19 protein-coding genes are annotated in these 25,252 nt (G+C 70.3%); 14 read left to right on the plus strand and 5 right to left on the minus strand.

Annotated elements, in window-relative coordinates:
• Nucleotides 1–342: 342 nt before the first annotated feature.
• Genes ACWEIJ_RS42765 through ACWEIJ_RS42780 form a run of 4 tightly spaced genes read left to right on the plus strand, consistent with a single transcriptional unit; the run spans nt 343 to nt 7,567 of the window.
• Nucleotides 343–1,296: a carbohydrate ABC transporter permease gene (locus tag ACWEIJ_RS42765; RefSeq protein WP_449843026.1), complete on the plus strand. Its 954-nt coding sequence runs from the start codon at nt 343–345 to the stop codon at nt 1,294–1,296.
• Complete coding sequence (locus tag ACWEIJ_RS42770; RefSeq protein ID WP_449843027.1) at nt 1,286–2,122, plus strand: carbohydrate ABC transporter permease; 837 nt, start codon at nt 1,286–1,288, stop codon at nt 2,120–2,122. The genes ACWEIJ_RS42765 and ACWEIJ_RS42770 overlap by 11 nt, the downstream gene beginning before the upstream one ends.
• A gap of 29 nt (nt 2,123–2,151) precedes the next feature.
• Entirely contained in the window at nt 2,152–3,453 is a 1,302-nt protein-coding gene (locus ACWEIJ_RS42775; RefSeq protein WP_449843028.1) for an ABC transporter substrate-binding protein, read from the plus strand.
• A gap of 4 nt (nt 3,454–3,457) precedes the next feature.
• A complete protein-coding gene (locus tag ACWEIJ_RS42780) occupies nt 3,458–7,567 on the plus strand; it encodes a glycoside hydrolase family 38 N-terminal domain-containing protein (protein WP_449843029.1) in 4,110 nt (1,369 codons plus the stop codon).
• Between the two features lie 62 nt (nt 7,568–7,629).
• On the opposite strand, the gene ACWEIJ_RS42785 is transcribed toward ACWEIJ_RS42780, so the two are convergent.
• Nucleotides 7,630–8,844 carry a glycosyltransferase family 2 protein gene (locus tag ACWEIJ_RS42785; protein ID WP_449843030.1) on the minus strand — a complete coding sequence of 405 codons (1,215 nt, stop codon included), beginning with the start codon at nt 8,842–8,844 and terminating at the stop codon, nt 7,630–7,632.
• 143 nt (nt 8,845–8,987) lie between these two features.
• On the opposite strand from ACWEIJ_RS42785, the gene ACWEIJ_RS42790 reads away from it, so the two are divergent.
• Nucleotides 8,988–9,734: an SAM-dependent methyltransferase gene (locus tag ACWEIJ_RS42790; RefSeq protein WP_449843031.1), complete on the plus strand. Its 747-nt coding sequence runs from the start codon at nt 8,988–8,990 to the stop codon at nt 9,732–9,734.
• Between the two features lie 28 nt (nt 9,735–9,762).
• On the opposite strand, the gene ACWEIJ_RS42795 is transcribed toward ACWEIJ_RS42790, so the two are convergent.
• Together ACWEIJ_RS42795 and ACWEIJ_RS42800 are read right to left on the minus strand one after the other, a co-directional pair.
• Complete coding sequence (locus ACWEIJ_RS42795) at nt 9,763–10,923, minus strand: glycosyltransferase family 4 protein (protein ID WP_449843032.1); 1,161 nt, start codon at nt 10,921–10,923, stop codon at nt 9,763–9,765.
• Between the two features lie 21 nt (nt 10,924–10,944).
• Entirely contained in the window at nt 10,945–11,934 is a 990-nt protein-coding gene (locus ACWEIJ_RS42800; RefSeq protein WP_449843033.1) for a lysylphosphatidylglycerol synthase domain-containing protein, read from the minus strand.
• A 54-nt stretch (nt 11,935–11,988) separates the two neighbouring features.
• Between ACWEIJ_RS42800 and ACWEIJ_RS42805 the strand changes: the two genes are divergently transcribed.
• Complete coding sequence (locus ACWEIJ_RS42805) at nt 11,989–13,230, plus strand: acyltransferase family protein (RefSeq protein WP_449843034.1); 1,242 nt, start codon at nt 11,989–11,991, stop codon at nt 13,228–13,230.
• A gap of 21 nt (nt 13,231–13,251) precedes the next feature.
• On the plus strand, nt 13,252–15,180 hold the full coding sequence (locus ACWEIJ_RS42810; protein ID WP_449843035.1) for a DUF6541 family protein: 1,929 nt from the start codon (nt 13,252–13,254) through the stop codon (nt 15,178–15,180).
• 24 nt (nt 15,181–15,204) lie between these two features.
• Here ACWEIJ_RS42810 and ACWEIJ_RS42815 read toward each other — a convergent pair whose 3' ends face one another.
• On the minus strand, nt 15,205–16,290 hold the full coding sequence (locus ACWEIJ_RS42815) for a substrate-binding domain-containing protein (protein ID WP_449843036.1): 1,086 nt from the start codon (nt 16,288–16,290) through the stop codon (nt 15,205–15,207).
• A 103-nt stretch (nt 16,291–16,393) separates the two neighbouring features.
• Here ACWEIJ_RS42815 and ACWEIJ_RS42820 point away from each other — a divergent pair, with 103 nt between their 5' ends.
• The 7 genes from ACWEIJ_RS42820 (at nt 16,394) to ACWEIJ_RS42850 (ending at nt 25,008) form a co-directional block, all read left to right on the plus strand.
• Nucleotides 16,394–17,719 (plus strand): ABC transporter substrate-binding protein, encoded by a 1,326-nt coding sequence (locus ACWEIJ_RS42820; protein WP_449843037.1) that lies wholly within the window; start codon nt 16,394–16,396, stop codon nt 17,717–17,719.
• Complete coding sequence (locus ACWEIJ_RS42825; RefSeq protein ID WP_449843038.1) at nt 17,716–18,645, plus strand: carbohydrate ABC transporter permease; 930 nt, start codon at nt 17,716–17,718, stop codon at nt 18,643–18,645. Before ACWEIJ_RS42820 ends, ACWEIJ_RS42825 begins: the two co-directional genes overlap by 4 nt.
• A gap of 47 nt (nt 18,646–18,692) precedes the next feature.
• On the plus strand, nt 18,693–19,502 hold the full coding sequence (locus ACWEIJ_RS42830; protein WP_449843046.1) for a carbohydrate ABC transporter permease: 810 nt from the start codon (nt 18,693–18,695) through the stop codon (nt 19,500–19,502).
• Nucleotides 19,499–20,515 carry a hydroxyacid dehydrogenase gene (locus tag ACWEIJ_RS42835; protein WP_449843039.1) on the plus strand — a complete coding sequence of 339 codons (1,017 nt, stop codon included), beginning with the start codon at nt 19,499–19,501 and terminating at the stop codon, nt 20,513–20,515. The genes ACWEIJ_RS42830 and ACWEIJ_RS42835 overlap by 4 nt, the downstream gene beginning before the upstream one ends.
• The gene (locus ACWEIJ_RS42840) at nt 20,512–22,434 is read left to right on the plus strand and encodes a DUF2264 domain-containing protein (RefSeq protein ID WP_449843040.1); all 1,923 of its coding nucleotides are present in this window, start codon (nt 20,512–20,514) and stop codon (nt 22,432–22,434) included. Before ACWEIJ_RS42835 ends, ACWEIJ_RS42840 begins: the two co-directional genes overlap by 4 nt.
• Nucleotides 22,435–22,444: 10 nt before the next feature.
• A complete protein-coding gene (locus ACWEIJ_RS42845) occupies nt 22,445–23,908 on the plus strand; it encodes a glycoside hydrolase (RefSeq protein WP_449843041.1) in 1,464 nt (487 codons plus the stop codon).
• Nucleotides 23,909–24,054: 146 nt separating this feature from the next.
• Nucleotides 24,055–25,008 (plus strand): pectinesterase family protein, encoded by a 954-nt coding sequence (locus tag ACWEIJ_RS42850; RefSeq protein ID WP_449843042.1) that lies wholly within the window; start codon nt 24,055–24,057, stop codon nt 25,006–25,008.
• Between the two features lie 73 nt (nt 25,009–25,081).
• On the opposite strand, the gene ACWEIJ_RS42855 is transcribed toward ACWEIJ_RS42850, so the two are convergent.
• Nucleotides 25,082–25,252 (minus strand): exo-rhamnogalacturonan lyase family protein (locus ACWEIJ_RS42855; RefSeq protein WP_449842807.1); only part of this gene is annotated, 171 nt, incomplete at its 5' end.

The following is a 25,252-nucleotide window of genomic DNA, read 5'->3' on the forward strand; positions in this document are numbered from 1 at the left end:
GTACTCCTCGCGGGTCGCTCGCCCGAGGTCGTCAGGTGTCGTGGGCGTGCGTGGCCGGAGTGCGGTTCCTCCTGTTCGTTCTCGTGGGCGTCGCGGCTGGGACCCGCCTAGTTGGTTAAAACGTAAACTTCTTCACCCGGTCGGCGTCAAGTCACAAGTTTCGAAACATTCGTTGGGCAACAAGGTTTCCGGAAGAGGTCCTTGACAGGCGGGTGGCCGGTTCCTACAGTCCCGGAAAGCGCTTTCCAGCTCCCTGGGACGGATCACTGGAACTGCGCCGTGCGTGGCATCCGAACACCCGGCCCACAGGTCCATCCACGATGTCCCAGGGAGTGGCACTACATGGCGGAGAACAGCGGCGTCGCCGTTCTCGATCCCCCGGTCCCCGAGCAGGCGGCGGCACCGGTGCGGCACAAGCGCAAGCGGCACAAGCACAACCTCGCGGGCTACGGCTTCCTCGCGCCCTGGCTGATCGGCCTGTTCGCGTTCACGCTGATCCCGATGGTGTACTCGCTGTACCTGTCGCTGACGAAGTTCAACCTGCTCACCGCTCCACAGTGGATCGGCTTCGACAACTACGCCCGCCTGTTCTCCGACCAGCGGTACCTGCAGTCCATCAAGGTCACCCTGCTGTACGTGGTGGCCTCTGTACCGCTCAAGCTCGCCGCCGCGCTGCTCGTCGCGGTCGCGCTCAACCGCGGCCTGCGGGCGCTGGGCTTCTACCGGGCGACGTTCTACCTGCCGTCCCTGCTGGGCGCGAGCGTCGCGGTGTCGGTGATGTGGCGGCAAATCTTCTCCCGCAACGGTCTGGTCAACCAGTTCCTCGGGCTGTTCGGCGTCCAGGGCGCGGACTGGATCGGTGACCCGCGCTTCGCGCTGTGGACGCTGGTGCTGCTCGCGGGCTGGCAGTTCGGCACGCCGATGCTGATCTTCCTGGCCGGGCTCAAGCAGCTGCCGCAGGACCTCTACGAGGCCGCGGCGATCGACGGCGCCGGGCGGTTCACCGTGTTCTTCAAGATCACGCTGCCGCTGCTGTCGCCCATGGTGTTCTTCAACCTCGTGCTGGAGACGATCAACGCGTTCCAGACGTTCACGCCGGCGTACGTCGTCTCGAACGGCCTGGGCGGGCCGATCGACTCGACCCTGCTCTACACGCTCTACCTGTACCTCAAGGGATTCGGCAGCATGCAGATGGGTTACGCCTCCGCGATGGCGTGGGTGCTGTTCGCCGTGATCGGCCTGTTCACGGCGATCTACTTCTGGTCGGCCCGCCGGTGGGTGAACTATGCGGACTAAGACCGCCGGGACCCACTGGCGCGCGCACCTCCTGCTGCTGATCGTCCTGGTGGCGATGATCTACCCGATGGTGTGGCTGGTCGGGGCGTCGTTCAAGCCGGAGAACCAGATCTTCAGCACGATGAACCCGCTGCCGCTGGCGTTCACCATCGCCAACTACGTGACCGGCTGGACGGCCACGGGCAACTCGTTCACGGTCTACCTGGCCAACTCGCTGACGGTCTCGCTCTGCACGGTGATCGCGAACGTCGCGTCCTGCTCGGTGGCGGCGTACGCGTTCGCGCGCCTGGACTTCGCGTTCCGCAGGTTCTGGTTCGGGCTGATGCTCGGCACGATGATGCTGCCGTTCCAGGCGACCCTGATCCCCCAGTACACGATCTTCTACCAGCTGAACTGGATCAACACGTTCCTGCCGCTGGTGGTGCCCTACCTGCTGGCCACCGACGCCTTCTTCATCTTCCTGATGGTCCAGTTCATCCGCGGCATCCCGCGCGAGCTGGACGAGGCGGCGGCACTGGACGGCGCCGGGCACGTGCGGGTGTTCTTCAGCGTCATCCTGCCGCTGCTGCGGCCCGCGCTGCTCACCACGACGATCCTCACGTTCATCTGGACGTTCAACGACTTCCTGCGCCAGCTGGTCTACCTGTCCGACCACTCGCGCTACACCGCACCGCTGGGCCTGAACGCGTTCGTCGACCGGGCGAGCGGCTCCAGCTACGGCGGCATGCTCGCGATGTCCGTGGTCACGCTCGTGCCCACGGTCGCGGTCTTCCTCGTCTCGCAACGCCGTCTCGTCGACGGTGTCGCCACCACCGGCATCAAGTAACGCCTTTCACCGCCAAGAAAGGGAAGCACATGTCCATTTCCAGGAGAGGTCTCTTCGGCCTGGCCGGTGGTCTCGCCGCGGCCTCGGTGGCCGGCTGCGGGTTCGCGCCGACCGGCAGCGGCGGCGCGGCGAACAACTCGCTGACGTTCCGCTGGTGGGGCGGTGAAGCGCGCAACAAGGCCTACCAGAACGCGTTGCAGATCTTCACGCAGAAGACCGGTACCAAGGTCGACCCGCAGTTCTCCGGGTACGACGGGTACTTCAACAAGCTCAACACCGAGTTCGCGGGCGGCAACCCGCCGGACCTCTTCCAGATGGACACCGCGCTCGTCAGCACCTACGCGGCCAAGGGCGTGCTGACCGACCTCTCGCAGTTCATCCCGAACACGATCCACCTGGACACGCTGTACCAGGCGGTGCGCGGCGCGGGCGCGGTGGGCGGCAAGACCTACGGCGTGCCGTCGGGTTCCGGTTACGCGCCGGTGCTCTACGACAAGACCGTCTTCGAGCAGGCGAAGATCCCCGTCCCCGCCGACACCTGGACGTGGGACGACTTCGGCCGCATCGCCGGTGAGCTGTCGAAGGCCATGGGACAGGGCAAGTACGGCGCGCTCGACGCGTCCAAGGACGACTCCGGCGCGCTGCAGCCGTGGCTGCGGCAGCGGGGCAAGGACCTCTACAACGACGAGGGCAAGCTCGCGTTCACCAAGGACGACCTCACCGAGTGGTTCGCCATGTGGGACAAGCTGCGCAAGTCCGGTGCGATCTGCCCGCCCGAGATGCTGGCCAACACCGACTCCGCGGCCGGCACCCACCCGCTGATCTCCGGCAACATCGCGATGACCACCGGCTGGGGCCTCGCGCAGATGCAGCCGCTGACCCAGCACACGCTCGACATCGTGGTGGTGCCGCGCGGCAGCAACGGCAAGACGGGGCAGGCGCTCAACGGCGGTGTGCTGCTGTGCGTTCCGGTCAAGAGCAAGAACCCGGAGGCCGCGGCGAAGCTGATCGACCTCTTCGTCAGCGACGTCGACGCGATCAAGGCGATGGCCCTGTCGCGCGGCATCCCGCCGTCGGCCAAGGCGCTGGAGGCGCTGACGCCGTCGCTGAGCGCGGCGGACAAGCGGGACGTGACGTACTCGCAGTACGTCGCCGACGAGGTGGCGAAGGACGGGCTGCCGAACGCCCCGACCGCGCCGCCCGGCTACAACGACGCGAAGACCGCGCTGGACGCGGCCGCCAAGCAGGTCGCGTTCGGCAAGATGTCCATCCCCGACGCGGTGGCGCAGTACTTCCGCGACGCCGAGGCAGCGCTGAACGGGGCCAAGTAACACCGTGCAGGAGAAAACTGGGGTGATCGCCGAGAGCACGGATCTGTTCGTCGGCACCGCGTCCGCGCCACGCCAGGTGGTTCGGGTGACGCTCGCGGTGCCGCGGCCGGAACCGGCGTGGGTGCGGATCACCGGGCCGCAGGTCCGCACCCCTGAACCGGTGCGGGTGGCGGCGGGGCCGGAGCAGGTCGTGGCCGAGGTCGGTGTGGTGTTCTCCGCGCCGGCCACGGCCGGCACCGCCTACCCGGCGACCGTGGTCGTCGCGCCGGTCAGCGGCGCGCCGCCACTGGCGTGGGACGTCACCGTGACGCCGGCGGAGACCGGGTGGACGATGTGGATGGTGTCGCACTTCCACTACGACCCGGTGTGGTGGAACACCCAGGCGGGCTTCACCGAGACGTGGCTCGACCTGCCCGGCGCGCAGGCCAAGCGGATGCCGTTCCAGCTCTCGGCGTTCGACCTGGTGCGCGCCCACCTCGACGCCGCGCGGCAGGACGAGGACTACCGGTTCGTGCTCGCCGAGGTGGACTACCTCAAACCGCACTGGGACGCGTTCCCCGGTGACCGGGCCGACCTGCGGCGGTTCCTGCACGAGGGCAGGATCGAGATCGTCGGCGGGAACTACAACGAGGCCAACACCAACCTGACCCACCCGGAGTCGACGGTCCGCAACGCGGTCTACGGCGTCGGCTTCCAGCGGGACGTGCTGGGCGCCGATCCGCGCAGCGCGTGGATGCTCGACGTGTTCGGGCACGACCCGTCGTATCCGGGGCTGATGGCGGACGCGGGGCTCACGTCGAGCGTCTGGGCGCGTGGACCGTGGCACCACGTCGGCGCCAAGCGGCACACCGGTGACATCACCAGGATGCAGTTCCCGTCCGAGTTCGAGTGGATCTCGCCGAGCGGGCGCGGAGTGCTCACCTCCTACCTGGCCGACCACTACGTGGCGGGCTGGGACATCGAGCGCAAGTCCACCCTGGACGAGGCGATGGCCGAGGCCTACCGGCAGTTCAGCACGTTGCGCCAGGTCGCGGCCACGCGCAACGTGATGCTGCCGGTCGGGCACGACCACAACGTGCCGTCGCGGTTCTGCACGGAGATCCACCGCGAGTGGAACGCCAGGTACGTCTGGCCGCGGTTCGTGGTCGGCCTGCCGCGCGACTTCTTCGCCGCGGTGCGCGCGGACGCCTCGGCGCGTTCGGTGACGTTCAGCCCACAGACCAGGGACATGAACCCGGTCTACACCGGCAAGGACGTGTCGTACATCGACACCAAGCAGGCGCAGCGGGCCGCCGAGGTGGCGGTGCTCGACGGGGAACGGCTGGCGGCGCTGACGACGTTGCTGGGAGCGGGCTACCCGGCGTTCGCGCTGGACAAGGCCTGGCGCCAGCTCGTCTACGGCGCGCACCACGACGCCATCACCGGTACCGAGTCCGACCAGGTCTACCTCGACCTGCTGACCGGGTGGCGGGAGGCCGATGAGCTCGGCCGTGGCGCGGTGGCCGATGCCGTGTCGCACCTGGCTTCCCGGGCCGACACGACCGGTGCGGGCGAGGCGGTGATCGTCGTCAACGCGCTCGCGTTCACGCGCGACGCCGTCGCCACCGTCGAGGTCCGCCTGCCCGGTTTCCGCGGAGCGCGCGTCCTCGACGCCGACGGCCACGAGGTGCCCGCGGTGACCGAGGCCCAGGTCCGGCACGCCGACGGCACGCTCGAACTGGCGCTCACGTTCCTGGCGCGGCAGGTGCCCGCGTCCGGCTACCGGGTGTACCGGGTGGTCGACGCCGACCGGATGCCGCCGCAGTGGATGCCGGGTGACGGGGTGACGATCGAGTCCGAGTCGTTCGTCGCCGAGGCCGATCCGCACCGCGGTGGCGCGCTGTCCCGGTTGTACGACCGGACGGCCGGGCGCGAGCTCGTGCGGCCGGGCGGTCTCGCGGCGGAACTGCTGGTGCAGGAGGAACATCCGGGTCACCCGGTGTGGGGCGAGGGGCCGTGGCACCTGCTGCCCACGGGACCAGGTGTCACCGCGGGGCAGGCCGACGTGCGCGTCGAGACGAGCCCGCTCGGCGAACGGCTCGTCAGCCGCACGACGCTCGGCGAGCTGCGGATCACCCAGCGGGTGACGTTGTGGCACGGGCTGCCGCGAGTGGACGTCCAGTCCTTCGTGGACGGTTCGATCGGCCAGGACCGGTTGCTGCGCAGCCGGTTCGCGTTCGACCTGCCCGGTGCGCTGCCCGTGGCCGAGGTCGGTTTCGCCGCGGTGGGCCGCTCGTTCGGCTTCCCGGACGTCGACGCCGCGAAGCACCTGTGGACGCTCGACAGCCCCGCGCACACGTGGGCCGGCCTGTCCGCGCCCGTGCGGCTGAGGCTGCCCGACGGTGTGCTGCACGCGATCGGCGTCGCCGAGGTGGTCGCCGAGGACGGCCGGGACCTGCTGGTGGCGCTGGCGGCCAAGGGCGTGACGGCCACCTGCACCCGTCCGTCCGGTCCGCGCTACGGCTCCCTCGACGTGGACTCCAACCTGCCGGACGTGCGGATCGTGGTGGGGGACAACGAGTTCACCGACGCCGTGCTGGCCGATCTGCCCGAGTACCGGTCGGTGCTCGCCGACACCGGCAGCGTGTTCGTGCCCGCTCTCCGCCCGCGGGCGGAGCAGTGGGTGCCGGACGCCGACCTGCGCGGGCCGCGCGATCTGCCGGTGCTGATCGTGACCGACGCTGCCGCCCTGATCGACGACCTCGCCGACGCGTGCGTCGAGGTGGCCGGGCCCGGCGGTACGACCGACCCCGCGACCGACTACTCGGTGGCCGTCCTGAACCGCGGCACACCGGGGTTCGTCGTGGCACCGGACGGCACGCTGCACGTGTCGCTGATGCGCTCGTGCAGCGGCTGGCCGGCGAACGTGTGGGTCGACGGCGAGCGCCGCACCGTGCCGGACGGGTCGAGCTTCGCCTGGCAGCACTGGTCCCACACGTTCGAGCTGAGCCTCGTGGCCGGAGCGGGTGACTGGCGTCAGGCCGGGTTCTCCCGGGCCGGGCAGGACGTGAACCACCCGCTGCACGCCCGCCAGGTGCCTTCGGCCGCGGGTGATCTGCCCGCCGAGCTGAGCCTGCTGTCGGTGTCACCGCCCAGCGTGCTGCTGACCGCGGCCAAGACCCTCGGCAACCCGCTCGCGTCCGGTGCGGGAGAAGCCGGCTCCGACCTCGCGGTGCGGCTGTACGAGTCCTCGGGCACCCCCGTGACCGCGACGGTCTCGCTGTACGGCCGCATCGCCGCAGCCAGCCGCACTGACCTGCTGGAGGAGCGCGATCTCGAACCGGTGACCGTCCACTCGGGACAGGCCGAAGCAGAGCTGGGCGCCGCGGACGTGGCGACGCTGCGGCTCGTGCCGGTGTCGGCGCTGCCGCCCGTCCTCGCCGAGTCGGTGGAACCGGTCCAGCCGGTCAGCACGAAGTACTGGCGCCACAACGCCGGTCCGGCCCCGATCGGCAACCTGCCGGTGACCGTGCACGTGACCCCGTCGTTCACGCGGCTGGCCCCCGGCACCACCGGGCAGGCGCGGATCACCGTCAGCTGCGGCGCCGCCCCGGCCAAGGGGCGCCTGGAGTTCTCCGACGGCCAGTCGTGGGACTACGACCTCGCCGCCGGTGAGCACGCGGACTTCACCGCCACCCTGCGCGCCCGGCCGGGCCGGCACCTGCACGCCGCGCGCATCCGCGACCACCTCGGCCAGGTGCTGGAGGACACCGTCGAGGTGGTGTCCGGCCCCGCCACGGACCGCGAGGTGGTCGACGTCCTGCTGCGGGCCGGTGCCCTGCTGCTCGCGCCGAGCGAGCACGCGCTGCTGCCGGTGACCCTGCAGAACCGGATGCAGAGCGAGGTGCGCGGTGAGGTCACCGTGATCAGCCCGTTCGGCACCTGGGACGGTGAGGTCGTCATCGGGCCGCGCACCCAGCCGTTCGCGATCCCGCCCGGAGGCAAGATCACCGTGCCGGTCACGGCCACCGCGGCGCCCACCGCTCGCCGCGGTGCGCACTGGTGGGCGCTCGTGCGGGTGGCCGCGCACGGCAGGTTGCACTACTCCCCCGCGATTCCGGTGACGGTGCGGTGAAAACCGGGCCGGCGCTTCCGGGCGCCGGCCCGTCCTGCCACGCGCGAGACCGAACGCGGGAGTCAGGCGACCAGCACCGGGTTGTCAGCGGTTTCCCCCTGAGCACGGGTGGGAGCGCTGCCGTTGGCGGTCGGGATGCTGAGCGCCCCGGCGAACATGCTGAACATGATCGTTTGGAAGCCCAGCACCATGCCGAGCGCCGCGGGGATGGCAGTGCGGATGTTCTGCGCGGTGTCCAGCGCACCGAATCCGACGCTGCCCCAGCGCAGCAGCTGCAGCGAGGCCACGACGATGCCGGCCACGAAGATCACGATGCCGAGGACCAGCCCGCGCTCGATCGAGAACCGTTCGACGAGCCGGCGATACCTCGGGCTCATCGGCAGCAGGTCCTCCCTGGCGGCGAAGAGCTTCACCATCACCGAGAACAGCACCGCCTGGTAGCCGAGTACGGCGAACGCCGCGGTGTAGAGCATCGTGCCGACGTCGAAACCGGCCGAACCGATCTTGACCGGCCCGACGAGCAGCGCCAGCGTCGCGACCAGGCCGGCCGCGAGTGCGGCGAGACCCGGGTAGAGGAACAGCCAGCGAGGGCTGTAGATCAGCAGGAACCTCAGGTGCCGCCAGCCATCGCGCCAGCTGCGCAGATGCGGCGGGCGGCTGCGGCCGTCCTTCTTCAGCGTGGTCGGCACTTCGGCGAAGCGCAGTCCTGACAGGCTCGCCTTCACCACGACCTCGCTGGCGAACTCCATGCCGGACGTGTGCAGGCGGATCCCGAGGACGGCCTCCCGCCGGAACCCGCGCAGTCCACAGTGGAAGTCGCCGACCGGCGCCTTGAAGAACAGCTTGCCGATGGCGGACAGCACGGGGTTGCCCAGGTACTGGTGCAGCGGTGGCATCGCGCCCGGCGCGATGCCGCCCTGGAAGCGGTTGCCCATCACCACGTCCGCGCCCTTGCGCAGCTCCGCGACGAACGGGTCCAAGTTGGCGAAGTCGTAGCTGTCGTCCGCGTCGCCCATGATCACGTAGGTGCCGCGGGCCGCGCGAATGCCGCCCATCAGGGCGTTTCCGTAGCCCTTCTCGGTCACGTCGACCACGACGGCACCCAGCTCTCTGGCGATGTCCTGCGACCCGTCGGTGCTGCCGTTGTCCGCGATCAGCACCTCGCCGCCGACACCCGAGCGGTCGAGATAGCCCTGCGCCTTGCGAATGCAGGTGGCCAATGTCTCCGCCTCGTTGAGGCAGGGCATGACAATAGACAACTCCAGTGCTGCGGTCATGCTTTTCCGTTCGCCGGCAGACTCCGAGATCGCGGGCAGACTACTGGTGAAAACTGTTAGTCTCATCGGGGTTCATGACCCTGGAACATCTTGTAACTCGCCCGAAACGCAATTATTTTCTTGTGAATTCAGGAGGATCCGACGTGTCCGGTTCTGTAGACGTGCTGCGCATTGAACTAAGCCGCGGCGTCGGCGCCATCCGCGACTCGATCAAGGAAAAGGGAATTGTCGCGACCGCCAACCTGGTCGCCGCGACGGCGGCCGGTCAGGTCGCGTTCCCGGTCACCAAGGCCAAGCGCCGGCACGAGCGGTTCACCTTCCGCGGCCAGGAACTGCCGTACACGCTGCACCGGTACAACAACGCCTACCGCAACGAGCGCACCGTCGAGATCTCCATCGCGAAGTGGTTCCTGTCCGGCGGGGACAACGGCCGGGTGCTCGAGATCGGCAACGTCCTCGCGCACTACGGCGTGACCGGGCAGACCGTGCTCGACAAGTACGAGACCGTGCCGGGTGTGCTCAACGACGACATCGTGGACTACGAACCGGAACAGCCGTTCGACACCGTCCTCGCGGTGTCGACACTGGAGCACGTCGGCTGGGACGAGCAGCCGCGCGAGCCGGAGAAGGTGTTCCGCGCCTTCGACTCGGTGCGCAACTGCGTCGCGCCGGGCGGAAAGCTTCTCGTGACCGTGCCCGTCGGACACAACAAGGCGCTGGACGACGGGCTCCGTCGCGGGGAGCTGAAGTTCCAGCAGGAGACCTGGCTGGTGCGCACCGCGAAGCGCAACGAGTGGCGCGAAGCCGACCGGGACGAGGCGCTGAGCAAGCAGTACGGTCGGCCGTTCCGCAACGCCAACGCCATCTTCGTCGGCACCGAGAACGTCTGACGGCGACCACCGGCCCAGGCCCGCCGAGTCACCGGGCCTGGGCGACGGCCTCCGCCATCCGCTCGAGAATCCGGTTGGCCGCTGCGCGCACGGTCCTGGTCCGGCGTGCCTGCTCGAACCAGTCGGCGGTCGTCTTGCGCAGCGGCGCACCCGCCGAAACGACTTCGACGATCGCCGCGCCGAGCTCCCGCGGCGCCGTTGAAGCGGCGACCCGCCCGTTGACGCCGTCCTCGATCAGCTCGACGGAGGCGTTGTCCTCACCCGCCACGAGCACCACGGGCGTGCCGGCCGCGCACGACTCGACGACCACCAGGCCGTAGCCCTCCCTGGCCGACGGGTTGACCAGGCAGGCGGCGTCGCGCATGCCCGCGTCGAGCTCGTGCTGGTCGACGAAGCCAGGCGTGGCGATGACCTCGCCGAGGCCGAGCCGGTCGATCTCCGCGAGTACCGCCCCACGGGTCTGGCCCTCGCCGTAGATCGTCGCGGTGAGGCCGGGGATCGTCTGTCGCGCATGGGCGATCGCCGCGGGCAGCGCTTCGACCCGCTTGTCCGGGATGTGCCGTCCGACGTAGATCACTCGTGGTGGTTCCGCCGCGACCAGCGACGGTTCACCGGCACCCTCGCCGTCGATCAGGCCGGGGCTGATGATCGGCGCCGACCGCAGCTTGAGTTCGGTGAGCCGGCGCGCGTTGAGCTGGGAGTGGCAGCTCGCGATCGGGCTGGACCGCACGGCGAGCCGCTGGATGACGCCGGCCAGCCGACCGGCCACCGGTCCCGAGTACTCGCGCCACTGGGCCGGTCGCCAGACTTCGAGCCAGTCCACCACCAGCACGGTCTTCGAACCGGCCAGCGCGGCCCTCGCGGCGGGCACGTTGGTCGCCGGGAGCGCGCTCACCAGCACCGCGTCGTAGTCGCGGTGCGTGCGCAGGTGCTTGAACAGGCCGTGGGCGAACCGGATGGCGGGGCCGAGCCGACGTGCGCCGCTCTCGTCGTAGAGCTCCGAATCCGTGCTGATCACCTTGATGTCGAACGCGTCGGCAACCGGCGGCTCGCCGTCCCACTGCCGCCGGGTCAGGTAGGTCACCTGGTGCCCGGCGGCGGCGAACTCCTCGGCGAACACGCGGTATTGCCGTTCACCTCCGCCTTTGGAGAACGGGAACAAGCAGTCGTACGCAACGGCGATACGCAACGAAATCCTCCGGAAACGTGATCAGGCCGGACCGGGCGCGGGGTCCTGCTTTCGGGTGCGGGCGGCCAACGCCGCGCCGCCGGCCAGGACGAGGTCGACCACTGTGAACATCACTCTGGACACCACCGCCAGTGCCAGCGCGGAACCGGCCGGCAGTGCGGTGGACAGTGCGGCGACGAGCACGACCTCGCGTGCGCCGAGGCCGGACGGCAGGAAGAACGCGAGCAGACCGGCCGTCATCGCCAGGCTCATCGCGCCGATGCACAACATGAGGCTGCCCAGCCCCGGAGAGCCCGACGAGCCGGCCAGCAACCACAGGTGCGCACCGAGCAGGACGAAGGTCGCCAGCCCGAGGCCGAGCGTCTTGAAGATCGCCGCGGCGGTCAGCGGATGCGGCAGGGGGTCGCGGCGCAACAGGGTCAGCGCCCGCGAGACGATCCAGGTGAGCGGCCGCGGGTGCAACAGCACCAGGCCGAGCGGTAGCAGCACGAAGATCCACAGGTGTTCCCGGTGCCCGTCGAGGATGATCGGCATGGCCAGGAACCCGGTGATCAGCGAGGCGACGATGCCCAGACCGGCGGCGACCACTGATGCGGTGAACGCACGGACCCGCGTCACCCCAACGGTTCTGGCCAGTTCCATCTGCAGGAGGAACGCCCACACCGACCCGGGGACGTATTTGCCGAGCTGGCCGACCAGATAGATCATCGAGGCGTCCCGCATCCGGACGGGGGTGCCGAGATCGCGCAGCACCGTGCGCCACATCGGCGGACCCAGACCGAGCCCGGCCAGCACCGCGAGGAACGACAGCAGGACCGACGGCCACGGCAGGGAGGCCAGGGTGTGCGACACCTCGGGCCACCGAAACACCAACTGACAGGCCGCCCCGGCGATCACGGCGATGACCAGAACCCGGCGCAGCCAGGTGATGACGACAGCCCTCTTGTTTCCGGAAGTTTTCGGTGCAGTTTCAGTTGATGTCGTTTCTGCGGTCATTCTGCGCCTTTCCATTACTTTGACGGTACGGCGTCAATGGCGTCTGAGCCGAACGCTACAGTCACGCCCGTGTCGAATCGCACCGAGGTGGGCACTCCCCACAACACCAGCCGTGCCGGAGAGATTCTCCCGCTCACCGGCGTGCGGATCATCGCGGCGCTCTGGGTGGTGGTGTTCCACATCCGCGGCAACCTCTACGGCGAATTCCCCGGGCTCGGCCGGATTGTCAGCCCGATTCTCACCCACGGCGATCTCGGCGTCGACCTGTTCTTCGCGCTCAGCGGCTTCGTGCTCACCCTCAACTACGTCGAGAAGATGGGCGACCGGCTGGTCCGGCGCGACACCGCGCGGTTCCTCTGGGCCCGGCTCACCAGGGTGTGGCCGGTGTACTTCGTCACGCTGAACATCGCCGCGCTGTGGCACGGCTGGCTGCTGATGCGCGGCAGCCCCGACCCGGTCGCACCGCACGAGTTCTCCGTGCTGAGCTACCTGCGCCAGCTGACCATGGTCGTCCTGTGGACCGAGCCGGGCACCGACCGGCTGACCTGGAACGGTCCCGCGTGGTCGGTCAGTGGTGAATGGCTGGCGTACCTGCTGTTCCCGCTCTTCGCGTTGCTGTTCCTGCGTCTGGCGCTGGTGCTGCGGATCCGGCACCTGGTGGTGCTCGGCCTGATGGCGCTGTTCCCGGCGGTCCTGCTCGCCTTGGTCAGCGGCGGCCTGTACGCGCCCTACCTGTGGGTGCTGCGGCTGCTCGGTTCGTTCGTCGCGGGCGGGATCGCGTGCCTGGTGGCCAGGCGGGTGGCCAGAACCCGGCGCACCGACACGATCGCCGCGTGGTCATCGGCAGGGTTAGCCATCGGCATCGTCGCGATCCTGTACCTGTCCCGGCTCGCCGGCCAGGAGGGGTACCACGTGCTGGCCGTCTTCCTCTTCGCGCCGCTGCTGATCGCGCTCGCGGTGTCCGGCCGCGGCCTGTCCAGGGTGCTGTCGACGCGGCCGTTCGTGCTGGGCGGCTACATCTCCTACAGCCTCTACCTCGTGCACATGTTGCTGATCGAGCCCATCTGGTGGGCCCAGACCGTGTGGCCGGGGGTGCTCGCGCCGCAGACGGTGTCCACGAAGCTCGTGTTCCTCTCCGTGCCAGTGGTCGCGTGCATCGCCGCGTACGCCATGTGGCGGTGGGTGGAGGAGCCCGCCCGCAAGACCATGCGAGCCATGACCAAACCCGGGGTGCGGTCCTCGCCACAATTGGCCAACGGTGTCCGCCACGCCGGTGTGGACATTCCGCGACCGGCGCACGAGCCCGCCTGACCGCCTGGAGGATCCCGTTCCATGACCGCATCCCAACTGGCGGCAGCAGCGTGCTTCGTCCTGGTGCTCTTCTTGCCAGGACTGGTGGTCGGTGCCGCCGGCGGCCTGCGTGGCTGGCTGCTCGCCGGCTCCGCTCCGGTGCTCACCTACAGTCTCGTCGGCCTCGCCTCGCCGCTGGTTCCCGGCCTGGTGCCGCGATGGTCGGTGTGGGTCCTGCTGGTCGGTGCGGTGACGATCGCGCTGGTGGTGCTCGGAGTTCGCGTTGCGGCGGCCCGCTGGCTCGGGCGTCACCAGGAAGCCCTCACGATGCCGAGCCGCTGGCAGTGGCCTCACCACGCCGGTGTGGCGGTGGCGGTCGTGCTCGCCGCGGTCGCAGGCCTCGTGGTGATGTCCAGGGCGACCGACGCGTTCACCGGGGTGCACCAGTTCTGGGACGCGATGTTCCACTCCAACGCCACCCGCTACATCGCCGACAGCGGCCAGTCCGCGCCGGCCGCGTTGGCCGCACTCAACGCTCCCGGCAAGCCGGACTTCTTCTACCCCAACGCCTATCACGTGCTGGGCGCGACCGTTCTGCAGCTGACCCACCTGCCGGTCAACGAACTGGTGAACGTGTACGGCGGTCTGTACGCGGGGATCTTCTCCCTGTCGATCGCGGCCGTGGTCCGGGTGGTCAACAGCCGGCCCGCGCTGGCCGCGGCGAGTGCCGTCGTCGCCTCCTGCACCTCAACGCTGCCGTTCGGCCTGCTGTTCTTCGGTCCACTGTGGCCGTTCTGCGCCGGTCTGGTGGTGCTGCCCGGGTTTCTCGCGCTGTTCGTCGCGACGGTGCGCTGCCACCGAATCGAGATGATCGTGCTGACCGCGCTCGGCGCCATCGGCATGAGCGCGTTGCACCCGAGCGCCGCGCTGGCCACCGGCGTCTTCTGCGCGTGCCATCTGCTGTCGCGCTGGATCGGGTCGCGCCGGGTTCCCCTCGTGGAGCTGCGTTCGCTGATGGTCCTCGGTGTGCTCGCCGGCCTGTACGTGATCCCGCAGTACCTGGCCGCCACGAAGGCGGCGGCCACGTTGGACGTGTCGTGGCCGATCATCGCGCCGGCCGGGCAAGCCCTGGGGGCGTTGCTGTTCCTCAACTACGTGTCGGCTCCACAGTGGTGGCTGGTGCTGACGGCGCTGATCGGGCTGGTCGCGATCCGCAAACTCGCCGGCCTGCACTGGCTGATGCTGGGCGGCGCGGTCTTCGCGGTCCTCTTCGTGCTGGCGGCCAGCTACAAGGGATGGTTGGTGTCGTTGCTGACCAACCCGTGGTGGAACGACGCGTGGCGCTTCGCAGGCCTGGTGGCGATCGCCCAGGTCGTCCTGATCGGGCACGGCATCGTGGTCGCCCGCGACGGCGTGCTCGGCCGGCTGGCCCGCCGGCGCGCACGAGCGACCGGCGCCGTGCCGGTCAGGGGCGCGGCACTGGTCGCCGTGGGGCTCGTGATCGCCGCCGCCAGCGGCGGGCTGTACATGAGGTCGAACGCGCGGGCGGTCCACAACGCCTACGGAAACGGCCAGACCGTGACCGGGAACGAGCGCAACGCGATGGCCGAACTGCGCACGATCGTTCCGCCCGGTGCCACGGTCATGAACGATCCGGTCGACGGGTCCCCCTGGATGTGGGCGCTGGACGGCGTGCGCCCCGTGTTCGCCTACCCCTTCGCGGTTCCGGCCGAGTACCCGGTGATCGGTCCGGACCGGGTGATGCTGTACGAGAAGTTCGACGAGCTCGACAGCAACCAGAAAGTGCGCGATCTCGTGCGCTCCTCGAACATCCAGTTCGTCTACGTCGGATCAGGCCTGGCCAGCCCGACCGTTGCCCGGGCGCCTGGGCTGGCCGGGCTGGACAGCGTGCGGTCGCTCCGCCTGGTCTACGAGAACTCGGACGCACGGGTCTACCGGGTTGAGCTGTGACCGCAGAACCGCAGACGTGATGCCTCAGGCCGGCGCGGTGCCGCACGACTCCCGCACCGTCAGGGTCGGCCACAGCACCACCCGGTGCACCGGCCGGTCCAGCGGGTCGGCCAGCCGGGCCAGCGCGAGCTCCGCGGCCAGCGCGCCGAGCCGGTGCTTCTGCGGCCGCACGGCCGTCAGCGGCGGGTCGGACGCGGCGGCCACCTCGTCGTCGTACGACACGACGGCGAGGTCGTCCGGTACGCCGATGCCCCGGTCGCGGGCTCGTTCGAGCACGCCGATCGCCTCGCGGTCGGCGTGCACCAGCACGGCGTGCACGTCGGCGGCGAGGCACTCGTCGATCACCTCGTCGACCGCGCGTGTCCACTGTGGAGAGCCGTACGGCGGCACGCCGAGCTCGGGCACGCCGTCGAAGGGCAGTTCCAGCGAGGAGACGGCCGTGGTCCAGCCGGTGCGGATGGCGTCGCTGTGCGGGCTCTGCCGCGAGGTGACCAGGCCGATGCGGCGATGACCGAGCGTGGCCAGGTGCCGCACGGCGAGGCCCGCGCCGATGGCGTGGTCGGTCACCGCGGCGTCCAGGGCGATCGTGGGCAGTTCCGGTGGAGGCAGGCGTTCGACCAGCACGACGGGCACGGACTGCGCGCCGAGCCAGCGCAGCAGTTCGACGCCGGCGCGGCCGGTCGTGCTCGGGGCGACGAGGAGGGTCTGCACGCCGCGGTCGAGCAGTTCGTGCACGCGGCGGCGGTCCTCGGCGGCGTCGTAGCTCGACGCGCGCAGCAGCAGCCGTCCGCCCGCCGCGGCCACGGCGGTCTGCGCGCCCTGGATCACCGCCGGCCAGTAGTACTCCACCGACGGCGCCACCAGGCCGACCAGCGGGTGCGAGGAGGCGGGCTGCGGTCCGCGCGGGAACGGCTCGGCGTGGCGGGGCATGGTGATCCCGCCGTGCACGCGCACCACGAGGCCGCGGTCGGCGAGCGCGGTCACGTCCCGGCGGACCGTCACCGCGGACGCGCCGACGAGGTCCACCAGGTCCCGCAACCGGACCGTGCCGTGCGTCCGGACGGCCCGCAGGATCAGCTCATGGCGCTGAGCAGCCAAGTTCCCGTTCATCACTTCACTTCTGATCGGTGTCGATCGTTTCTGATCGTTTCGTTGACCGCTGAGTGTGCCACGCGCTGAGGTGTGCCACATCACTCCAGCAGGAGGGTCAGCAATGGAGCTTTCCCCAATGCCGCGCAACGGCGGCCTCACGCGCCGCGGGTTCCTGCGCGCCTCCGCCGCACTGGGCGCGGCGGGTCTCGCCGGTGGCTGCACCGCCACCGCCGCGCCACCGGGCGCCACCAAGGTCACCATCTGGTCGTGGCTGACGGGCATGGACAAGTACGTCGCCGCGTTCAACACCGCGCAACGGGACGTCTACGTCGAGCTGCGGGTGATCGCGGCGGGTCTGTCCGGCGGTTACGCCCAGCAGACGAACGCCATCCGCGCGCACAACGCACCGGACGTCCTGCACGTCGAGTACCAGGGCCTGCCGCAGCTCCTGCTCACCGGCGGGCTGCGCGACCTCACCGCGGACCTGGCCGACCTGGAGAGCCAGTACTCGCCGGCGGCATGGCGCGGGGTGCGGCCCGACGGCCGGACGTGGGGCGTGCCGATGGACCTCGCACCGATGGTCCTCTACTACCGCAAGGACCTGTTCGACCAGCACGGCATCCCGTTGCCCCGCACGTGGGACGAGTTCCGCACGGCGGCCGCGGCCGTGAAGCAGGCCGACCCGAAGGCGCGGATCTGCTCGTTCCCGCTCAACGACGGCTCGTTCTTCGCGGGCATGTCCTGGCAGGCGGGCGATCCGTGGTGGACCGCGCAGGGCGACACCTGGGCCGTCGACATCGCCGGTGAGGGCACGCTGCGCACCGGCGCGTTCTGGCAGTCGATGATCACCGAGGACCTCGTCGCCGGGGTCGTGCACGGCACGCAGGACTGGATCGCGGGCATGCACGACGGCAGGCTCTGGGGGCTGCTCGGCGCGTCCTGGAGCGTCGGCACGCTGGGCAGGTCGATTCCGAAGGACACCGGCCGCTGGGCGATGGCGACCATGCCGACCTGGGACGGCAAGCCCGCCAACGGGGTTCAGGGCGGCACGGCGTTCGGCATCTCCGCGGAGAGCGAGGTGCCCGAAGCCGCGACGACGTTCCTGCGGTGGCTCAGCACGAACCCCGAGGTGCCGAAGATCGGCAGCACCTTCACCACGCCGTTCCCCGCGCACCTGCCCAACCGGGCGGTGGCGCGGCAGGCGTACAAGGGCGGCTACTTCGTCGGCGACCCGGTCTACGACGTGCTGGACGAGGCCGCGAAACGGGTGCCGGACTGGACGTGGGGACCGAACGCGCTGCGGCTGTTCTCCACGATCTCCGACACCTTCGGACCGGTGCGCTCGGGCGGCATCACGCTGCCCGACGCGTTGCGCAAGGTTCAACAGCAGGCCGTCGCCGACATGCGCGCCAAGGGACTCTCGGTGCGGGAAGGGAAAGCCGCATGAGCGTCCTCGCGCCCGAGCGCGCGCCCGTGCTCGACGAAACGGCCGCCGAACCGGCGGTCAGGAACCGCAAGAAGGACCTCGGTGGGCTGGTGCTGGCGGCGCCGTTCCTGGTCCTGCTCGTCGGCACCGTGCTGGTGCCCGTGCTGTACGCGCTCTACCTGAGCCTGTTCACCGAACGCCTGCGCGGCCTGGGTTTCTCCGGTCCCGAGCACGTGTTCGCCTGGCTGGGCAACTACCTCGCGGTGATCGAGGACAAGGCGTTCCACACCGGTCTGGGCAACGTCGCGCTGTTCGCGCTCGTGCACATCCCGAGCATGCTCATCAGCGCGCTCGTGCTGGCCCTGCTGCTGGACTCCGCCGTGGTGCGGCTGAAGCGGATGTGGTCGCTGGCGGTGTTCGTGCCGTACGCGGTGCCGGTGGTCATCGGCGGCCTGATCTGGGCGTACCTCTACAGCCCCGCGATCGGCCCGATCAAGAACCTGCTGGGCATCGACGCGTTGAGCGCCAACGCCGTGCTGCCGTCGATCGCGAACATCGCGACGTGGCAGTGGGTCGGCTACAACATGATCATCTTCTACACCGCGCTGCAGGCCGTGCCGAAGGAGATCGTCGAGGCCGCGCGGGCCGACGGGGCGGGAGGGTTCCGCACCGCGTGGTCGATCAAGGTCCCGGTGATCCGCCCGACGATCTTCGTGGCGGTGGTGTTCACCGTCATCGGCTCGCTGCAGGTGTTCACCGAACCCATGGTGCTCAAGGGCTTCACCGGCACGGTGACCAGCACGTGGTCGCCGAGCATGTACGTCTACGAGGCCGCGTTCGTGGCCGGTGACAACGGACGCGCCGCGGCGGCGTCGGTGCTGATCGCGGTGATCTGCGCGGTGCTGTCCGCCGTCGTGATGCGCTTTTCGACGAGGAGGTCGCGGTGAGCACGGTCGTTGCGGACCGCAGGTCGCGCTGGGTCTCCGTGCCCGCGGTGCACCTGGTCCTGGTCATCGCCGCGTTGTACAGCCTGCTGCCGCTGGTGTGGCTCGCGACGTCGGCGACCAAGTCGCTCGGCGACTTCTCCACCACCGGCGCGTTCGAGCTCGGCCAGTGGAACCTGTGGGCCAACGTCAAGGCGTTGTTCGCCCAGGAGAACGGGATCTTCTGGCAGTGGCTGCTCAACTCGGTGCTCTACGCGGGCGGCGGCGCGGTGCTCGGCGCGCTGATCTGCGCGGCCTGCGGGTACGCCATCGCCAAGACGAGCTTCCCGGGCAGGCGGCTGCTGTTCGCGCTGACGCTGGCCGGCGTGCTCGTGCCCACGACGGTGCTGGCGCTGCCGATGTACCTGCTCGCCTCCGAGCTGCGGGTGGTGGACACGTTCTGGGCGGTTTTCATCCCGTTGCTCACCAACCCGTTCGGCGTCTACCTCGCCAGGGTCTACGCCGACGCGGCGGTGCCGGACGAGGTGCTGGAGGCGGCCAGGGTCGACGGCGCGGGCCAGCTGCGCACGTTCTTCACGGTGGCGCTGCCGATGATGCGGCCGGGTGTGGTGACCGTGCTGCTGTTCCAGTTCATCGGGATCTGGAACAACTTCTTCCTGCCGCTGGTGCTGCTGACCGACCCGAAGCTCTTCCCGGTGAGCCTGGGGCTCTTCCAGTGGAGCACGCGGCAGACCCAGTTCCCGCAGTACACCCCGTTGGTGATCACCGGGTCGTTGCTCGCGGTGCTGCCGCTGGTGGTGGCGTTCCTGGTGCTCAACCGGCAGTGGCGCAAGGGTCTCGCAGCGGGGAGCGTGAAGTGACCGCTCATCGGCCGGAGGTCCTGCTCGCGATGAGCCCCGACGTGTTCGACCTGCAGTTCGGGGCACACGAGCTGGACCGGCTGCGGGGACTGGCCCGCCTCGGCGATCCCCTGGTGGCGCACGACTTCTCCGCACCCGCCGTGCGCCGCCGCCTCGCCGCCGTCGAGGTGCTGATCACCTCGTGGGGCTGCCCGCCGCTCGACGCCGAGGTGCTGGCGGCGGCACCGAACCTGGTCGCCGCCCTGCACGCGGCGGGCAGTGTGCGCGGGCACGTCGGTGACGCCGTGTTCGACCGCGGCGTCCTCGTCACCACGGCGGCGCACGTCAACGCCGAACCCGTCGCGCAGTACACGGTCGCGGCGATCCTGTGGGCGTTCAAGAAGGTGCCGTTCCTCGCCGCGGACGCGCGCCGGTTCCGCGAGGACTGGGCCTACCGGGAGCACCGCGGCGAGCTGTCCGGGCTGGGCCGCACGATCGTGCTGGTCGGGTTCTCCCGCGTCGGCCGCCGAGTGGTGGACCTGCTGCGGCGGCTCGACGTGGGCCGGTTGCTCGTCGTCGACCCCGTCGTGGACCCGGCGCTGGTGCGGGCGGCGGGCGCCGAGCTCGTCGGGCTCGCCGAGGCGCTGCCCCAGGCGGACGTGCTCAGCCTGCACGCACCCGAGCTGCCGGCGACGCGGCACCTGATCGGTGCCGCCGAGCTGGCGGCACTGCCGGACCACGCCACGTTGCTCAACACCGCTCGCGGGTCTCTTGTGGACACCGCGGCGCTGGAGGCGGCCTGTGCGCGAGGACGGCTGCACGCGGTGCTGGACGTGACGGATCCGGAACCGCTGCACGCCTCGTCACCGTTGTACGACCTGCCGAACGTGGTGATCACGCCGCACGTGGCCGGGTCGCTGGGTTCGGAGACGAGGCTCATGGCCGCGGCCGCCCTGGACGAGCTGGAGCGCCACGTCGTGGGTCTCGCGCCCATCGAGCCGGTCACCCGGCAAGGCCTGGCGGTGCAGGCATGACAACGCTGCCACCGGAGAACCGCGTCCTCTCGCCGCACACGGGCTGGACCCGCGCGCACTGGGAGGCGGTCGCCGACCGGATGCTCGACGCCGTGCACCGGCACTGGTCCCCGCGGTGCGCGCGGATCGACCTGCCCGGCGAGCCCAGCCGCTTCGGCCCGGTCTCCGACGGGCTGGAGGGGTTCGCGCGCACGTTCCTGCTCGCCGGGTTCCGCGTCGCGGGCGGCGGTGATCCCGCGCTGCTGGAGCGGTACGCCCTGGGCCTGAGCGCGGGCACCGACCCGCACTCGCCGGAGGCCTGGCCGCGGCCGGACGAGCTGGGACAGGCGAAGGTCGAGGCGGCCTCGATCGCGCTGGTGCTGCAGCTGACCAGGCCGTGGCTGTGGGACCACCTCGACGACGACGTGCGGGAGCGGGTGGTCGCCTGGCTCGGCACCGTCGTCGGGCAGCCGTATCCGCCGATCAACTGGGTGTGGTTCCGCATCGTCGTGGAGTCGTTCCTGCGCGAGGCCGGTGGCGCCTGGTCGGCCGAGGACATCGAGCACGACCTGGCGCTGCACGCGTCGTTCCGGCGCGACGGCGGCTGGCTCAGCGACGGCGAGGAACGCGCGTACGACCACTACACGGGCTGGGCCCTGCACCTGTACCCGTTGCTGTGGACGCACCTGTTCGACGTGCCGGACTCCTTGTGCCCACCGCGGCTTCGCCGCACGTGGGCCGACGACCTCGCGCGGTACCTGGAGGATGCCGCGGCCCTGATCGGCGCCAACGGCTCGCCGCTGATGCAGGGCCGCAGCCTGACCTACCGGTTCGGCGCCGCGGCACCGTTCTGGGTCGCCGCCATGACCGAGGTGGACGGGCCGGCGCCCGGGCTGCTGCGCCGGGCCGCGTCCGGGATGCTGCGGCACTTCGTCGACCGCGGCTCGCTCGAACCGGACGGGGTGCTGCGCCTGGGCTGGCACGGCGGCTGGCCGGCGATCCGCCAGGCCTACTCCGGGCCGGGATCGCCCTACTGGGCCGCCAAGGGCCTGCTCGGCCTCGCCCTGCCCGCGGACCATCCCGTGTGGACGGAGGCGGAACGCCCGCTGCCGGTGGAGACCGGGGACTTCACCCGCGTGATCACCGCGCCGGGCTGGCTGGTGTCCGGCCGCCGGGCCGACGGCGTCGTCACCGCGGTCAACCACGGCACCGACCACGCGTTGCCGGGTGACCGGCGCACGGACTCCCCGTGGTACGCCAGGCTGGGCTACTCCACGGCCACGATGCCGCCGCCGGCCTCGCGCCTCGTCGACAACTCCGTGGCGCTGCTCGACCTCACGGGCGCCGCGAGCCACCGCGCGGGCTTCCGGACGCTGTTCACCGGCGAGCTGCCGGGAGGGGTGATCGCCGGCGCGTCCGCCGGTCCCGTCCGCTGGGTCGACACCAGTGCCGACGACTCGCCCGACCACGGTTCCGGCCGCGGTGGCGAGGTCGTGGACGGACCTCCCGTGCTGGTGGTCTCGGTCGTGCGCGAGGGAGTGGAGATCCGCATTGTGCGCATCGACGGCGACACCGACGCGCGGCTACGCTTGTCCGGCTGGCCCGTCACCGCTGACAGCAGGCCGAGCGCGGAGTCCGTGGCACGCCTGGGAGTCGTGGTGATCGGTACGCAGGTGCGCTCGTCGCTGCACGGCCTTCGCGGCCTGGACGAGTCCGGGGTGGACACCGAACGCGGTGTGTCGCCGCTGGGCAAGTTCGCCGCTGTGCCGTGGCTCGCCACGAGCGGTCCCGTCGCGCGCGGTCACGTCGCCGCAGCGGCGGTGCACCTGGACCGCGGCTCTGGCGCTGTCGACAACCCGCAGATCACCGTGCACGGCAACGACGTCGTGCTGCGGTGGAGCGACGGGCTCGACACGAGGATCACCCTGCCCAATCCTTAGGAGGAACCCCATGGTCACCCGCAGGACAGTGCTGTCCGGCGCCGCGGCCGCCGTCGCGGCGACGGCACTGGGCGCGAAAGCCGTCGCCGACCAGACCATCTCCGTCGATCCCGCCACGAGCTACGGCACGTGGGAAGGCTGGGGCACCTCGCTGGCCTGGTGGGCCAACGTGTTCGGCGACCGCGACGACTTCGCCGACCTGTGGTTCACCACCAAGTCCGTCACCTACGACGGCACGACGCTGCCGGGGCTGGGCCTGAACATCGCCCGCTACAACCTCGGCGCCTGCAGCTGGAACAGCGTGGACGGCGAGAGCATGGTCGCCTCGCCGAACATCCCGCGGTTCAAGCAGATCGAGACCTTCTGGCAGGACTGGCGCAACACCGACCCCGGCTCGTCGGCGTGGAACTGGAACGCCGACGCGAAGCAGGTCGCCGCCGTGACGAAGGCCGTGGCACGCGGCGCCACGACGGAGCTGTTCTCCAACTCCCCCGCCTGGTGGATGTGCCTCAACCACAACCCGTCCGGCGCGGCCAACGCGAGCAGCGACAACCTGCAGTCGTGGAACTACCGCACGCACGCCTCGTACCTGGCCGAGGTGGCGCGGCAGTTCCGCTCCCGGTGGGGCGTCACGTTCCGCACGGTCGAGCCGTTCAACGAGTCCGCCTCCGACTACTGGTCGGCGACCGGCAAGCAGGAGGGCTGCCACTTCGAGCCGTCCACGCAACGAACCGTGTTGCAGTACCTGCGCCAGGAACTGGACAGCCGCGGTCTCACCGGGACGTGGATCTCCGCGTCCGACGAGACGAACTACGACGTGGCGCGCAGCTCGTGGAGTGCCTATGACGCCACCACGAAGTCCGTGGTGAACCAGATCAACGTGCACGGCTACCAGGGTTCCGGCGGCCGCCGCGACCTGCTCTACGCCGACGCGAAGGCCGCGGGCAAGGTGCTCTGGAACTCCGAGTACGGCGACAAGGACGGCACCGGCCTGTCGATGGCGAGCAACCTGTGCCTGGACTGGCGCTGGCTGCACCCGACGGCGTGGTGCTACTGGCAGGTGATGGACCCGACCCCGGCCTGGGCGTTGATCGCCTACGACCCGGACACGCTGCGCGCGGGCGCCGTGCAGAACAAGCTCTACGTGCTGGCACAGTTCACCCGGCACATCCGGCCGGGCATGCGGATCATCGCCGCCTCCACCGGGAACGCCGCGGTGGCCCACGACCCGGGCAACCGCCGGCTCGTGCTCGTGGCGGTCAACACCGCGACCTCCGCGCAGACGATCACCTTCGACCTGAGCAGGTTCGGCACCCTGCCCACCGGGCTGATCACCAGGTGGTCCACCTCCACCACCAGCGGCAGCGACCGGTACGTGCAGCGCACCGACGTCCGGTTGGACGGCAAGCTGCTGCGGGTCCCGTTCGCGGCGGGGCAGGTGCAGACCTTCCAGCTGGACGGGGTCGGCGCTTAGCGATCGTCGATTCGAACGTCGAACTGCCGGACCCACCGGGAAAGCGCTTACCAAGCTGCACCACGAGAAGTAGCATCGATGCTCGCGCACTGGAAGAGCGCACTCGCCGCCGACGAATCCCCGTCGCAGAGAAGAGGTTCACCATGGTGAACAGCGCAGTGGCGAGCACGATCTCCGCCGCCCTCGTGGGTGCGGCGCTGGCGACAGCACCACCGGCCGTCGCCGCCACCACGCTCACGGTGGCGGCCGACGGCAGCGCCCAGTACCGCACCGTGCAGGCCGCGGTCGACGCGGCGCAGGCTCACACCCTGATCACGATCAAGCCGGGCACCTACCGCGAGGTCGTGCGGGTGCCGGCCACCAAGACCGCGATCACGTTGCGGGGACTGGGTTCCACTCCGGCGCAGACCGTCATCGTGTTCAGCAACAGCGCGAGCACCCACGGCACGTTCAACAGCGCCAGCATGTTCGTCGACGGCCGTGACTTCGCCGCCGCGAACCTGACCATCTCCAACGACTACGCCGAGAAGCCGGGCGCCGAGGGCAACCAGGCGGTCGCGCTGCACCTCAACGCCGACCGCGCCGTGTTCCGCAACGTCCGCCTGCTCGGCGACCAGGACACGTTCCTGGTGAACGAGAACACCCGCGCCTACATGGCCGACTCCTACGTGGAAGGCACCGTCGACTTCGTGTTCGGCGGCGGCACCATGGTGTTCGAGCGCACCACCGTGCACGAGAAGCGCACGACCGGCGGTCCGGTCACCGCCGCCAGCACCCCGGCCACCAGGAAGTACGGCCTGCTGTTCTACCGCTGCACCGTCACCGGTGCCACGAACAACACCACCCAGCTGGGCCGGCCGTGGCGTCCCGCGGGCCAGGTCCTCTTCCGCGAGTCCACCCTGACCGCCGCGATCAGCACTTCCCAGCCGTGGATCGACATGGGCGGCAACTCCTGGAAGAAGGCGCGGTTCGCCGAGTACCGCAACACCGGCCCCGGCGCGGGCACGAACGCCAACCGCCCCCAGCTGCCGGATTCCCAGGCCGCCGACCACACCCCGCAGAAGTACCTGGCGGGCACCGACGGCTGGAACCCGCGATGACGTGAGGACGAGTTCCTCACGACCGCGCACCGGGTCGTCCGCGACGAGCCCCGCGGACGACCCGGTGCACCGTTCACCCGGGCATCCTGTCCCCCACGAGGGCGAGGCACTGGATCGCCGCGAGTCCATATTGGGCGGTCGCGTTCGTTGACACCCAGGTCGCCTCGTCGACCGGGTTCAGCACGGCGGGACCGGTGACCCTGGTGCTGCGCCACGGACTGCTCGCCGGGTAGCCCGCCTCACC

It is taken from the genome of Lentzea sp. NPDC004789, assembly GCF_053601075.1.

Excerpts from the sequence above, each read along its gene's own strand:
- ACWEIJ_RS42775 (WP_449843028.1), top strand. The coding sequence starts at position 2,152 with ATGTCCATTTCCAGGAGAGGTCTCTTCGGCCTGGCCGGTGGTCTCGCC.
- ACWEIJ_RS42845 (WP_449843041.1), top strand. The coding sequence starts at position 22,445 with ATGGTCACCCGCAGGACAGTGCTGTCCGGCGCCGCGGCCGCCGTCGCG.
- ACWEIJ_RS42825 (WP_449843038.1), top strand. The coding sequence starts at position 17,716 with ATGAGCGTCCTCGCGCCCGAGCGCGCGCCCGTGCTCGACGAAACGGCC.
- ACWEIJ_RS42770 (WP_449843027.1), top strand. The coding sequence starts at position 1,286 with ATGCGGACTAAGACCGCCGGGACCCACTGGCGCGCGCACCTCCTGCTG.
- ACWEIJ_RS42785 (WP_449843030.1), bottom strand. The coding sequence starts at position 8,844 with ATGACCGCAGCACTGGAGTTGTCTATTGTCATGCCCTGCCTCAACGAG.
- ACWEIJ_RS42800 (WP_449843033.1), bottom strand. The coding sequence starts at position 11,934 with ATGGAAAGGCGCAGAATGACCGCAGAAACGACATCAACTGAAACTGCA.
- ACWEIJ_RS42820 (WP_449843037.1), top strand. The coding sequence starts at position 16,394 with ATGGAGCTTTCCCCAATGCCGCGCAACGGCGGCCTCACGCGCCGCGGG.
- ACWEIJ_RS42840 (WP_449843040.1), top strand. The coding sequence starts at position 20,512 with ATGACAACGCTGCCACCGGAGAACCGCGTCCTCTCGCCGCACACGGGC.
- ACWEIJ_RS42765 (WP_449843026.1), top strand. The coding sequence starts at position 343 with ATGGCGGAGAACAGCGGCGTCGCCGTTCTCGATCCCCCGGTCCCCGAG.
- ACWEIJ_RS42815 (WP_449843036.1), bottom strand. The coding sequence starts at position 16,290 with ATGAACGGGAACTTGGCTGCTCAGCGCCATGAGCTGATCCTGCGGGCC.
- ACWEIJ_RS42810 (WP_449843035.1), top strand. The coding sequence starts at position 13,252 with ATGACCGCATCCCAACTGGCGGCAGCAGCGTGCTTCGTCCTGGTGCTC.